Consider the following 12,971-nt stretch of genomic DNA (forward strand, 5'->3'; position numbering starts at 1 on the left):
CGGCTGGTCGCAGATCGTACTGTCTCCGTGTCGTTGTGCCGCCGTGGTTTCATTTACCATCCGGCTGGTCGCAGATCGTACTGTCTCCGTGTCGTTGTGCCGCCGTGGTTAGAACATCTGATCTCCAGGTGGAATAAGGGGCCGTGCTGCCGTGTTTAGATTATAACCTATTTCTTGGCCTTTTTCTTTTTCAGATACAGAGCGGCACTAACAGCGGCGCAGGCTCCTTCGCCTACGGCTTTGGAGATCTGGTGGATGCCGCCTGTAACATCTCCCGCAGCGAAGACTCCGTTGATCTTGGTGAGCATGTCGGGGCGGGTGACGGCGATGTTGCCTTTTTCGTCGACGTCCAGGCCGATCTCTCTGGCGAGCACCGAGTTGGGTGTGCCGCCTTCGATGAAGACTCCGTCTACCTTCATCGTCACTTCAGGGTCACCTTTTAATGTGTACCGTACACGCTCGACGTACTGACTACCTTCTATCGCTGTAATTTTCGCGTTGAGGACAATTTTGATGTTTGGCATTGAATCGAGTTGTTCCGCGTAAGTTACTGACTCCCGCTCCGGCTTGGGGCTCATAATTATGACCTCTTTGCAAAGTCCGGCCAGATAGATGGCAGACTTGGCCGCCTGGTCACCGTGGCCTACCAGTACGACGGTTTTGCCTTTATAAAACGAACCGTCGCATACCGCGCAGTACGAGACTCCTTTATAGTTGAACTCTTTCTCCCCCGGGATGTTCAGCTGCCTGTAGCGGGAGCCGGTGGCGAGGATGATGCAGCTGGTTTTGAATTCGCCGTTCTCCGTGATCAGGGTGAAAGAGTCGCCCGGTATAATCCTGTTGATAAGAGTCGGCACCTGCATGACGTTGTACCTGCCCAGCTGGCCGTGGAACTTTTCGACCAGCTCTATGCCCTGGATGGAGTCGAAGCCAGGATAGTTTTCCACGTCGCCGGCTTTAGCCAGCTGAGAGTCGAAGATGTTGCCGAAGATGATGGTCGACATATTGGCCCTGCCGCAGTACAGAGCGGCGGTCATGCCCGCCGGGCCCGCGCCAATAACGGCCACGTCATAAGTAGTATCAGTCATGATCAGTCACTTCAAACCGCTAAATAATATAATATTATTATTTCACCCTGATAAGCCTTGCTTTAGATTGCACTACAACTTGTAATAAATATTTATTACCGATCGTGGCTAATACGTTTAAGGTGCATCAATTAATGGAACTTGCAGAACTGGCCCGGCTGCCCCGGCGGAAAGAGGTCGAGGGGGCCGTTATCGTGATCAAAGTCGGCGGTCACGCGATGGTTGACCCGGCGGCCCGGAGCAGCATCATCAAGGATATCGTAGCGTTGAGAGAACTCGGCGCCATGCCCGTGATCGTCCACGGCGGCGGCCCGGAGATCGACGCGATGCTGAAGCGCATGGGTAAGGAGCCCAACTTTATCGCGGGCCTGAGGGTGACGGACGACGAGACGCTGGAGGTCGTGCGCATGGTGCTGTACGGCAACGTCAACCCTGATATTGTCAACCTGATCGTGCGCCACGGCGGTAAAGGCGTGGGCCTGCTCGGTAGCTCGGGCAGCCTGCTCATCGCGAAGAAGAAGCCGCTGGAGAAGGTCAAGGTGGACGGTAAAGAAATGCTGGTGGATTACGGCTGGGTGGGGGACACGGAACATGTCAACACCGGAATTGTGCTGGACCTGCTCGCCAAAGGGTATATTCCTGTTATCTCTCCCATCGGCTACGACCGGGAAGGCCACTGCCTGAACCTGAACGCGGATACGGTGGCTGGCGACGTTGCCTCGGCGCTGAAGGCCGGCAGCCTGGTATCGCTGACCGACGTCAACGGGGTTATGATGGACCCGGCGGACAAGAGTACGCTGCTCTCCCACCTGACAGAGAAAGAGTGCGACGACCTCATCGACAGAGGCATTATCTCAAGGGGTATGATCCCGAAGATCAAGTCCAGTATTTCTGTACTGAGGGCGGGTACTCACAGCGTTCACATCATCAACGGCAACATCGAGCATGCCCTGCTTCTGGAGCTGCTGACCGAAAAGGGCATCGGGACGAGGCTGACGCTGAAATGACCGACGGCTCTGCGAATGGCGTGACATACACTAAAATCCTTGTGCCGACTGACGGATCGGATTATTCGTTCACCGCGGGCAGGCACGCGGTATACCTCGCTAAAAATCTCGGGGCAGAACTTATCGTGCTGAACGTAGTGGATGTTGATATGGCCTTCCACGCGGGCATCCACTACGCCGAGAGTGTCAAAACTCTGGAGCAGTCCGGGCAGGAAGCTATTAGCCGTATCGAGGCACTGGGCCGGGAGAACGGCGTTACCTGCAAGGGCATGGTAGTCCGGGGCGACCCGAAAGATGTGATCCTGAAGCTCGCCTGCGAAGAGCGCATCGACTGCATAGTCATGGGCTCGATCGGTATGTCAGCGATCGAGCGGGTCCTGGTAGGCAGCGTGTCCGAAAAAGTGATGCGCCATGCCTGCTGTCCGGTTCTGCTGGTCAGGAGCTGATTCTGGGTGGCCGTGCCTTCCGATCAGCAGTGGCACGCAATCGAAGCGGATAAGGTTATCGAAGCCATGGGCTCGGCTCAGGACGGGCTTTCGGAAAAAGAGGCTTCCGATCGGTTGATCCAGTACGGCCCCAACGAGCTGAAGCAGCAGCAGAAGACCTCTCTCTTCATAATTTTTCTTAAGCAGTTCAAGAACGTCCTGATCTACGTCCTCATCGTGGCGATGGCCATCTCCTTCTTCCTGGGCGAAGTCCTGGATGCGGAGATCATCGGGGCTATTATTCTGCTGAACGCCTTGCTGGGCACTTACCAGGAGGTCCAGGCGGAGCGTTCGATAGACGCTCTCAAGAAGTACCTGATCCACGAAGCGTACGTTATCCGGGAGGGCAAGAAGGTGAAAGTACCTTCTGCTTCGCTGGTTCCCGGTGACATCATCGAAGTCGACGCAGGCGATTACACGCCGGCTGACGCGAGAATCGTCACGCTTTCAGGCTTGACTGTGGACGAGTCGGCGCTGACCGGAGAGTCCGAGCCCGCTTTAAAGCACGTTGCGCCTGTGCCCGCGGACACTCCCGTGGGGGACCGGGACTGCATGATTTACGCTGGCACAGTCGCAACTGCAGGCAGATGCAGAGCCGTGGTCGTGAACACCGGGATGAACACGGAGATCGGCAGAATTGCCACCCTGGTGGAAACAGGGGTCGATAGGGCGACCCCTGTGCAGATCAGCATCGATCGGCTGGGCAAGCTGTTCGGTATCGCAGCGCTGATCGTCTGCGCGATCATCTTCGTCGCAGGTACGCTGGAAGGCCAGAAGATGTTTGATATGTTCCTGATAGCAGTCAGCCTCGCAGTGGCAGCCATCCCTGAAGGCCTGCCTGCAACGGTGACTATCATCTTTGCGCTGGGAGTCCGGCGCATGGCTGCCAGGAAAGCTATTGTGCGGACGCTGGCATCGGTGGAGACGCTTGGAAGCACAAGTGTCATATGCACCGACAAGACCGGGACATTGACCCAGAACGTCATTACCGTGCGTCGAATTGTCACTGCTTCCGGCAGTGTCGAAGTCACTGGCGAGGGGTACAGTGGTAAAGGCCAGTTCATGGCTGCCGGGGCCGAGCTTGAGCTGGACAAGTCCGGCGAGCTGTGGACGTTGCTGACCATTGGTCTGCTCTGCAATAACGCCACATACGAACGCACGGGCCAGGATTACCGGATGCTGGGTGACTCTACTGAAGTGGCCCTGCTGATCGCCGGCGCAAAGGCTGGACTGGTTAAAGCGGCCATGGAGGCTGACTGTCCCCGGGAACTGGAAGTACCCTTCAGTTCCGATACGATGTTCATGCTGACCGCAAACCGGTGTAAGTCGGGCTATCTGGCTTACATCAAAGGCGCCCCCGAGCGGATACTGGGCCGGTGTACTCATCTGTTGACTAACGAGGGCGTAGTTTTACTGACTCCCGAGGCTCGACAGAGGTTTACTGACGAAAATCAGGCTATGGCCTCGCATGGAATGAGGGTACTGGGGCTGGGCTACAAGCCCATCGACGACCTGGAATCCGAAACGATCGCCGGCGCCGAGACCGGCATGATCTTTGTAGGGCTGACTGGTATGATCGATCCGCCCCGGCCGGAAGTCCGGCGCTCGATCGAGCTCTGCCAGCGGTCAGGCATCAAAGTAGTCATGATTACTGGCGATCAGCTTCTTACGGCTGTGAGTATAGCAAGGGAGCTGGGCATCTACTCTGAGGGCGACGAGGCCATTACCGGAAACGATCTTGCCGCTATGTCTGACAGAGAACTCAGTGACCGGGTGCTGCGGATCAAAGTATACGCGAGGACTTCTCCCGAGCAAAAGCAGCGAATTGTCAAGGCACTGCAGCGGCATGATCTGGTAGTCTCGATGACGGGTGACGGCGTCAACGATGCGCCGGCGCTGAAAAACGCGGACATCGGCGTCTCCATGGGCATCACCGGCACCGAAGTCGCCCGGCAGGCTTCTGATATCGTCCTCGCTGACGACAACTTTGCCACGATCGTGAACGCCGTGGAGGAGGGGCGGACGATCTTCAACAATGTGCGGAAAACGGTTATTTTCCTGTTCTCCAGTAACCTGGGCGAAGTGCTGACTATCTTGATAGGCATACTGTTAGCACTGCCACTACCTCTGCTGGCAATCCAGATCCTGTGGGTAAACCTGATCTCCGACAGCCTGCCCGCCATGGCGTTAGGCATGGATAAGCCGGACCGCGGGGTAATGGACCGGCCTCCGAGGCCGAGGTCGGAAGGCATCATTACCAGAGGGCTGGCGATTGATATAGCGCTTATTGGCGTAGTGATAGGGATAAGTACTCTTGGTATCTTTTACTTCTACCTTGGCTCGGGCGTCGAATACGCCCGCACGATGGCTTTTTCGCTGCTCATCGTGCTGGAAATGTGGGTGGTGCTGATCTGTAAGATCGGGCGTGACCCGCTGCTGGGCCGGAAGACGCTGGATAACCCCTATCTGATCGGGGCAATACTGGTATCCATCGCGTTGCTGATGCTGGTCATATACGTGCCGTTCCTGCAAATCGTCTTTAGTACTGTGACTCTAAGCCTCACCGACGTGGCCGTCATCTTTGGCGTCGTGCTGGCGATAGCAGTTATCGTTGAAATCATAAAGGCATTGCAAAACAGGATAAAGGTATAGGGCAGCGGCAAATGTCAACGTACACTGAAAACGTATAAATATTTTTATTTATATTTATATGATGCTGGTTTTACGCCGGTTGACAGTTATGCAGGGTGCAGCATGATCTCCGACAACAATTTCAGAATTTACAGAGAAGCCGCTGCCGTAATGGAGGCCAATAACGTCCCTTACGTCGTCGGGGGCGGTATCGCCGTCATGGCTTTCGGCAGGCTCAGAGATACCAAGGATATCGACTTCTACATCCTGGCGGATCACCAGGACTTAGCCCTGCACCATCTTGCAAACGCGGGCTACGAAGTCGATCACATGAGGGACGTAGGCTGGCTGGCTAAGGCGTTCAAGGAAGGCCTGACCATCGATTTCATCCTCGAGAACGTGGGGGGCTTGCAGACCGATCAGGAGACCCTGAGCCGGGGAACACGCCGCATGATCGGCAAATACGAGTTCACGATCATGTCCCCGGAGGATCTCATTATCAGAAAAATTATGGCGATGCGCAGCGATCGAAACGACTGGTTCGACTGTATCTCGGTTCTCTCGAGGTCTTATATGTACTTTGACTGGGACTACTATTACCGGCTGGCAAAACGGGTGAACCTGGAGCGAGCGCTTTCCTTTTTACTATACGTCAGAAGCGACCGGGAGCACGTGGTGCCGGTGCCCGACGACGTGATCATCCGGATGTCGAAAAGTCTTCCGTGTCATAAATGACGTATTTTTTATTGTGTACCGGAAGAGCTACGTTACGGACCGGGATGCCTCCCGGAGTCCGCCCTTTTTCAATGCCATTATGCGCGTGGCCATGCAGAACGAGATTGGCCTTAAAAGTATCGATTGGGTCTGACAAGATCGAGCAGCCCAGGAAGGGTATTACCTCGGAATGTTCTCCTATGCAGGTGTCTCGGACCGGCGAATAGTGGTATGCGACTACCTTAAAGTCAGCTTTCATAGCCTTGAGATCCCTGTTTACCCGGTTGGTTTCCCGGTAGGTCTCGTTGATGAACATCTTCAGGATGCGCTCTCCGAAGGGCGCTATCCTGCAGTTTAAAAAACCGCCGCAGAAGCCTTTAGTGCCGGCAAAGCCCACCTTTTTGTCCTCCGTAACATAAGGGCCTCTTTCCAGCATGTGGATGCCTGCATCTTCCAGAATGTCCATGATCTCTTCCTGGTTGTTCGCCTCGTGATCGTGATTGCCCAGCACGGCAACGGCAGGCTTTTCTAGGTTGGACACGGCTTCGGCTATGCCCCTGGCTTCTTCTATGAGCCCGCGAGTGGTCAGGTCACCGCACATGACTACGATATCTGCATCTTTGTTGATCGTTTTGAACAAAGCCCTGTAAAAAATAAGCGAGCCAGTGCCGAAGTGCAGGTCACCCATTGCCCCGATCCTGATGGCTATTCCCCCCTACTGCTTGCTGGAAATGGGTGGGGCCTGCCTTGCGCCAAATCAGTGAGCATATCGTCCATTATGCTTCGAATCCCTCCGGTACTCGCACATCTATCTATATTGACGATATTATATATAATTCTGTTACAACTCAAACAGCTCATCTGCCGGGTTTATACGAATGGGCTGCTTAAGTTATACTGGCGATGTGCATCGCGTTGAAAAATAATATATAGCCATAGCGACAGCTTTGCATGGTACTTATGAAATTTTTCTCAAACAGACACATGACGGTTTTACTATTCGCAGCCTTCGTCTTCCTGGCGGGCCGGGGCTCTCCGGCTCAAGGAGCTGCGAAGGATGGCGGGTCTGACCGCGCAGCTCAATCCGGCGACCGGGTCTGCGTGGACTACATCGGCACATTCCCGGACGGCACTGTCTTCGACACATCCGTGGAGCAGGTGGCGAAAGACAACGGCACTTACAATCCACAGCGGGGCTACGAGCCGCTTTGCTTTACCATTGGAGCCCACCAGGTGGTGCCGGGCTTCGAAAATGCGGCCATAGGAATGAAAGTGGGCGAGACAAAAGACGTTTCACTGCCTCCTGAACAGGCTTACGGAGAGCGAAAGGACGAGCTGGTTGTCCCTGTCCCGATCGCTACCTTCGGCGGTAAGCCCCAGCTGAACGAAGTCTACGGCTTTTCCGACGGCAGGACCGGCCAGATGCTGCCGGGCAGAGTAGACAGGATCGACGAGGCTGCCGGCCAGGTATACGTGGACTTCAACTCTGAGATGGCAGGTAAAACCCTGCGGTTCAACATTACGCTGCGAAACATCGGCTGATGATTTTCGCCCGAAAATGCGTTCTGGCGCGACAGAATTACAATAGTATTGTAATTCTTAAAATTTTTAAGGCAGACCGGTACCATTTACACGAAGTACGCAAGGTACGCGAAGGATAGTCTCTATTGGAACATTTCCGACAAGTTTTAAGCGATGTTATGGGGCGCATGTCCTTGCATATTCTCGCGCAAACGTACACGAACGCTGCGCTGCGCTGACGTCACAGATCCCCAGTATTCCCGTGCCTGAGGTGTAATCGGTGGCCGGTGTTACTGCCTTGTTTGGGCTGTAATCTGTGATCTGGCACAGCGCAGCGTTCGTGTTGCTGTCTCAAGTTATCTGAGCAATCAGTTATGCACAGCGCAGCGTTCGTCTACAGATCGCCTCGAGAACGCCTGCGAACGCAGGCGTTCAAAAGGCGAACACCCAGGCACAGGAACCGTACAAAGTCTTTCAGTAAGGGCTATACATTGTGAACTTTCATCCGGTCGGGCAGGTCGTAGCCCCTGCCATGCTGGGGCTACTGCCTGACTGTATAATACCTTTCAAGAATGACTATATATCCCATATTATTATAATAAATATGGTGACTTATGGAACTTCGCGATGAGGTGGCAAAAGCAGGCGAAGAGCTGGCGGAAAAAATAGGGGCCACAGCTATTATCATTATTTCTCCGGAAGGCCGGCGAATCAGGCAGAGCCTGAAGACCCGGCTGCCGGTGATCATCGCCCGGGTCGACGGGGAGTCGACCAGCATGGGTGATATCAGCGTGGACCTCTATACTCGGATGCCTGCCGACGTCGATCGCGAATCCGTTTTCCTGAAAGTATCCCGTATCGAGCTGATGAGCGAAGCGATCGAAGCCGCCTATATCCAGGGCCTGATTGAGGATAAAATTGTCCTCGGCATCGTTAGCATAGGGGATGTCCACTCGGTCGTGGTCGTAGATATCACAGATATTCCTTTTATTAAAAAAATTGCCGACCTGGCTGCGATCGTGGATTATACGATCATTAAAGCCGTGCTGAACCTCGCCATCGAGATAGGCCGGGAAGGGCGGGAAGGCAAGTCTGTCGGTACCGCGTTTGTAGTTGGCGACACTGACAATGTGCTGGGCAGGTCTCACCAGTTGATCCTGAATCCTTACGAAGGCCATCCAAAAGAGGCCCGCGATATCAGGGACGAGAATAACTGGGAGACCGTCAAAGAGTTTGCTCAGCTTGACGGTATGTTCATCGTGGACGAGCGAGGGTACCTTCAGGCTGCAGGCCGCTATATCGATGCCAGTGCCAGGGGTGTGGAAATGCTCCCGGGCATGGGGGGAAGACACCTTGCAGCGGCTGCGATCACCCGGTATACCAAAAGCGTGGCCGTCACCGTATCCGGGTCTGGCGGTATGATCACCGTCTATCAGGGCGGACACGAGGTCTTCAAGCTCAATCCCCGTATCAGTATAACCTAAATACAATGATTTATTACCCGTGGTAATGCAGAGACCGATAAATATTAATGCTTGCTTGGATAATTAATGTCTATCCATTGATATGGGATATATTATGAGCGTGGAGAAACACCTTTTTACGTCCGAGTCGGTCACCGAAGGGCACCCGGATAAGATTGCCGATCAGATATCTGACGCAGTCCTGGATGCTATCCTTGCGAAAGACCCCCTCGGGAGAGTGGCGTGCGAGACGCTGGTCACCACTGGAATGGCCATCGTAGCAGGCGAGATCACGACCAGCACATATGTCGATATTCCCCGCCTGGTCCGGGACACTATCCGCGACATCGGATACACCCGTGCCAAGTACGGCTTCGACGCTGACAACTGTGCTGTCATCACTTCTATCGACGAGCAGTCGCCCGACATCGCAATGGGCGTGGACAATCTCGGCGCAGGCGACCAGGGCATGATGTTCGGCTATGCCTGTAACGAAACTCCCGAACTGATGCCTATGCCCATCTCGCTGGCCCACAAGCTGTCCATGCGACTGGCAGAGGTCCGCAAGGCCGGCGAGCTGACCTGCAAGAGATCTGACGGCAAGGCCGAGAACTACCTCCGGCCGGACGGCAAGACGCAGGTCACCATCGAGTACGTCAACGGTAAGCCCTCGAAGGTGCACACCGTGGTCGTCTCGACCCAGCACAGCCCGGACGTCACCAACGATCAGCTGAGGAAAGAGATCATAGAGCACGTGATCAAGCCAGTGATGCCCGAAGGCTTCTTCGACGAGAAGAAGACCAAGGTCTTCATCAATCCCACCGGCAGGTTCGTCCTCGGCGGCCCGCACGCCGACACCGGCCTTACGGGCAGGAAGATCATCGTCGACACCTACGGTGGCATGGGCAGGCACGGCGGAGGCGCTTTCTCCGGTAAGGACCCCTCCAAGGTGGACCGCTCCGCATGCTATGCGGCCAGGTACGTAGCCAAGAACATCGTAGCTGCCGGGCTTGCAACCAGGTGCGAAATAGAAGTTGCTTACGCAATCGGTGTGGCTGAGCCCGTGTCGATCATGATCGACACCTACGGCACCAACACGATCGCCGAGAAGAAGATCGCCGAGCTGGTCAAGGAGAACTTCGACCTGACCCCGGCCGGGATCATCAAGGGCCTCAAGCTGCGCAGGCCCATCTACAAGAAGACTGCGGCCTACGGCCACTTCGGCCGGAACGACCCGGACTTCACCTGGGAGCGCACCGACAAGGCAGAAATCCTGAGAAAGGAAGCCGGCCTGTAGGCCAGCCAGAGTGTTGGGGACACGGGTGCCGATAGTATCGGCATTCCCGCAGTCTTCCGCTACTTTTTTATTATGTAGAAACGCGCGGGCACAAATCGTCCTACTAGCAGGTGCCAGGTGGTTCCTAATTACCCAAAAGCGATTATATACTTGTTATAAAAGGCTTAAATAGTAACTTCCATAAAGTACAATTGTTGACCGGCGGGCGATATAAAGCGCCTGATGCCGGCGGTCAGCAGATGGTGTAACAAATGGAGGATACGACGTTCGACGCTAAAATCTGCCTTTCTCACGCGGGAGCGGGCAACCTGAACAGCGGCATAGACACGGATGTTGTCGATAAGCTACCGGACCCCTCCAGAATTGCCGGTACGTGGGTCAACAAGGATAATCTAGCCTACGGCCAGCTGCTCCTCAAGATGTTCAGGTTCTACGATCAGGAAGGCGAAGTTGCGATGGATTGCACCATAGGCGAGAATCTGGAACACTTTTTCGGCTTTTACTATGCCTGGCCCAACGACCGGTTCTACTTAGTCCTCCAGAAAGCCGAAAACTGCCTGCAGGAGCACTATATGTTCGTATCTCTCCAAAAGGATGACCAGGATGGGCTGTACCTGATCACTGATATGACCGGCTCCATCCGGTACACCCGTTTATGAAGGCTGCCCTGCGGCTATTCCTTTTACGTAGTTGATCGTCGACTGCAGGTCTCTTTTAAGCCTGTACTTTTTCTCGAAGTGAACCAGCACGTTCTTCACGTCTCTTTCCAGCATCTCGTCCGCCGTTTTTGAGCCTACCGTAACGTACTGAGGCCAGTCGATGATCGTCAGGCCCTCGTCACTTACCATGACGTTATGCTCGGAGAGGTCAGAATGGATTATTCCCAGGTCGTATGCTTTTTTAACCTGTTCCAGGATGCCGTCGAGGTACCATTCAGGCTCTACCAGCGTGGCCTTGACCATCTCCACGCCTTTAACCACACTCATGACCACTGCATGGCGATTTTGATCGATGGGCTCGGGTATGCTGACCGCCGGGTACAGTACTTTCATCACTTCGAATTCCCGCTTTGCGGCAAGCATAGCCGCATATAGCCAGGAGAAGTTTTCGATCTTCTCTACATCGATGAGGTGCTGCCGGGATCTTTTAACGTGCTTAAAGCTGGTCCGGCCTTCCCGGTGAAACTTGATCGCTACTGGTCTGTGGCTCATGGCGGCGAGAACTACCGACTCCTTGCCAACGCCGATCACTTCGCCCAGCGCTCCGATGGTTTCTCTTTTGACGAACCCTTCGATTGCCAGGATATCATAGCCGTCGAACTTTAGCTGGTAGCCGACATAGGACTGGATGTACCTCTCTACAATATTCATCTCGACCAGCCGGTTCAGCCGGTATTCGACTTCTTTCCGGCCCAGGTGGACAAACGCCTCAATGTCCTCTACCGGGACCCATTCATGTCTTTTCATGCCTTCTTCTACGCCTCTGAGGACTTTCTTCTCGTTAGGCAGTAAAGACACATAAACAGCAGCGTGATCTATCATTTTTAAAGCACCATAAAGGGTTTACAGGCGTTATTTCTCTTCGCCTGCAACATCCTTCTTCGCCATTTTCAGGCGCTCTTTTGCCGTGTAGCCGGTAGCTTCTTCCAGAAAGTCCCTGAACTTCTTGTTAGTGTCGAGGATGACGCTCTGGTCTTTCACGCTCATGTCAGACTGGGTCTCGACGAACAGCTTCTTGTCCTCCACCCAGGTCTTCAGCTCTTTTATGGCTCCGTACTGGATGGTTAGCTTGCCACCGTTGTTCTGCGGGTCTACCTGGAAAATTTCAGTCAGCACGTTTTTGATTCGGTCAGACTCAGGCTTGAAGCCGCGCTTGAACTTGTATTCGCTGATACTATCACCATGGATATGTTTGCAGCTGGTGAGGTAAAAGGCTTTCGATGCGACTGATTACAATATATAAATGGACGTCGCCATGGTCTCTACGTTAAAAAGTTTTATATTTTTCCGTGGCATATTATACATGATGCCAGACAGGGCGGAGGAACCGTTTGTTCAGGTCATTGCTGACCGTATAGAGAGTAAAAACCCGATCATCATGGGGGGCTTCCCGGGCATGGGTCTCATCGGCAACATCGTGGCCCAGTACCTCATCGACCAGCTGGATATGAAACCCTGCGGCCGGGTAGACTCAAAGCTGTTCCCGCCCATAGCGATCCTTTACGAAGGCCTTGTCAAAGGGCCCGTCCGCATTTACGAGAGCGCTGAAAAGAACCTGGTCATCATCTTTTCGGACATACCGATCGACCCTATCATCAGCCGGGAAGTTGGCGGCGGAATAGTCAGATGGGCAAAAGAGCTTCAGCCCCGGGAGATGGTCTCCCTGGCAGGGCTGGCGACGACCGGGGAGGAACATAAAGTCTTCGGAGCGGCCACCAGCCAGGAAGGCCTGGAAAAGATAAAAGGCCATATCGAGCTTTTCCAGATGGGCACTATCACCGGCGTGCCCGGGGTAATTATGAACGAGTGCCTGAACCACGGCCTCACAGGGATTTGTATCCTGGGCGAGACCCGGGGGCCGAACCCGGATCCCAGGGCAAGCATCGAAGTGGTCAAAGCTATGAATCGCCTGTACGGCTTCGATCTCGACATCAAGCCCATGGAAGAGCAGGCCGAGGAGATCGAGAGGATGCTTCACCAGCTGTCGGAACAGATCGGCGAAGCCGAGGCAAAGCCTTCGAAAGACCTGACTATGTACGGGTGATG

At 54.3% G+C, this 12,971-nt stretch carries 13 protein-coding genes; 9 read left to right on the top strand and 4 right to left on the bottom strand.

The window, feature by feature from the left end; genetic code table 11:
• Window positions 1-167 precede the first annotated feature (167 nt).
• Entirely contained in the window at window positions 168-1,088 is a 921-nt protein-coding gene (locus tag ACPLPM_RS11020) for an NAD(P)/FAD-dependent oxidoreductase (protein WP_424356829.1), read from the bottom strand.
• A gap of 134 nt (window positions 1,089-1,222) precedes the next feature.
• Here ACPLPM_RS11020 and argB point away from each other — a divergent pair, with 134 nt between their 5' ends.
• The 4 genes from argB (at window position 1,223) to ACPLPM_RS11040 (ending at window position 5,946) form a co-directional block, all read left to right on the top strand.
• Entirely contained in the window at window positions 1,223-2,095 is an 873-nt protein-coding gene (gene argB, locus ACPLPM_RS11025) for an acetylglutamate kinase (RefSeq protein WP_424356830.1), read from the top strand.
• The gene (locus ACPLPM_RS11030) at window positions 2,092-2,541 is read left to right on the top strand and encodes a universal stress protein (protein ID WP_424356831.1); all 450 of its coding nucleotides are present in this window, start codon (window positions 2,092-2,094) and stop codon (window positions 2,539-2,541) included. The genes argB and ACPLPM_RS11030 overlap by 4 nt, the downstream gene beginning before the upstream one ends.
• A 6-nt stretch (window positions 2,542-2,547) precedes the next feature.
• Window positions 2,548-5,232, top strand: a complete 2,685-nt coding sequence (locus ACPLPM_RS11035; protein WP_424356832.1) for a cation-translocating P-type ATPase — start codon at window positions 2,548-2,550, stop codon at window positions 5,230-5,232.
• A 102-nt stretch (window positions 5,233-5,334) separates the two neighbouring features.
• Complete coding sequence (locus ACPLPM_RS11040; RefSeq protein WP_424356833.1) at window positions 5,335-5,946, top strand: nucleotidyltransferase; 612 nt, start codon at window positions 5,335-5,337, stop codon at window positions 5,944-5,946.
• On the opposite strand, the gene ACPLPM_RS11045 is transcribed toward ACPLPM_RS11040, so the two are convergent.
• Window positions 5,909-6,634 carry a metallophosphoesterase family protein gene (locus ACPLPM_RS11045; protein WP_424359973.1) on the bottom strand — a complete coding sequence of 242 codons (726 nt, stop codon included), beginning with the start codon at window positions 6,632-6,634 and terminating at the stop codon, window positions 5,909-5,911. The genes ACPLPM_RS11040 and ACPLPM_RS11045 overlap by 38 nt on opposite strands.
• A gap of 275 nt (window positions 6,635-6,909) precedes the next feature.
• Between ACPLPM_RS11045 and ACPLPM_RS11050 the strand changes: the two genes are divergently transcribed.
• The 4 genes from ACPLPM_RS11050 to ACPLPM_RS11065 all read left to right on the top strand — a co-directional run bounded on the left by ACPLPM_RS11050 (window position 6,910) and on the right by ACPLPM_RS11065 (window position 10,865).
• Window positions 6,910-7,467: an FKBP-type peptidyl-prolyl cis-trans isomerase gene (locus tag ACPLPM_RS11050; protein WP_424356834.1), complete on the top strand. Its 558-nt coding sequence runs from the start codon at window positions 6,910-6,912 to the stop codon at window positions 7,465-7,467.
• Window positions 7,468-8,060: 593 nt separating this feature from the next.
• Window positions 8,061-8,930, top strand: coding sequence for a DNA integrity scanning protein DisA nucleotide-binding domain protein (locus ACPLPM_RS11055; RefSeq protein ID WP_424356835.1), 870 nt, complete (start codon window positions 8,061-8,063; stop codon window positions 8,928-8,930).
• 94 nt (window positions 8,931-9,024) lie between these two features.
• On the top strand, window positions 9,025-10,206 hold the full coding sequence (gene metK, locus ACPLPM_RS11060; protein WP_424356836.1) for a methionine adenosyltransferase: 1,182 nt from the start codon (window positions 9,025-9,027) through the stop codon (window positions 10,204-10,206).
• 251 nt (window positions 10,207-10,457) lie between these two features.
• Window positions 10,458-10,865 (top strand): hypothetical protein, encoded by a 408-nt coding sequence (locus ACPLPM_RS11065; protein WP_424356837.1) that lies wholly within the window; start codon window positions 10,458-10,460, stop codon window positions 10,863-10,865.
• Here ACPLPM_RS11065 and ACPLPM_RS11070 read toward each other — a convergent pair.
• Window positions 10,860-11,723 carry an RIO1 family regulatory kinase/ATPase gene (locus ACPLPM_RS11070; protein ID WP_424356838.1) on the bottom strand — a complete coding sequence of 288 codons (864 nt, stop codon included), beginning with the start codon at window positions 11,721-11,723 and terminating at the stop codon, window positions 10,860-10,862. The genes ACPLPM_RS11065 and ACPLPM_RS11070 overlap by 6 nt on opposite strands.
• 54 nt (window positions 11,724-11,777) lie before the next feature.
• Window positions 11,778-12,113 carry a DUF5611 family protein gene (locus ACPLPM_RS11075; RefSeq protein ID WP_424359974.1) on the bottom strand — a complete coding sequence of 112 codons (336 nt, stop codon included), beginning with the start codon at window positions 12,111-12,113 and terminating at the stop codon, window positions 11,778-11,780.
• Between the two features lie 118 nt (window positions 12,114-12,231).
• Here ACPLPM_RS11075 and ACPLPM_RS11080 point away from each other — a divergent pair, with 118 nt between their 5' ends.
• Window positions 12,232-12,969, top strand: a complete 738-nt coding sequence (locus tag ACPLPM_RS11080) for a proteasome assembly chaperone family protein (RefSeq protein ID WP_424356839.1) — start codon at window positions 12,232-12,234, stop codon at window positions 12,967-12,969.
• Window positions 12,970-12,971: the final 2 nt, after the last annotated feature.

The sequence above is a fragment of the Methanocella sp. MCL-LM genome (genome assembly GCF_049676595.1).
GTDB lineage: Archaea > Halobacteriota > Methanocellia > Methanocellales > Methanocellaceae > Methanocella_A.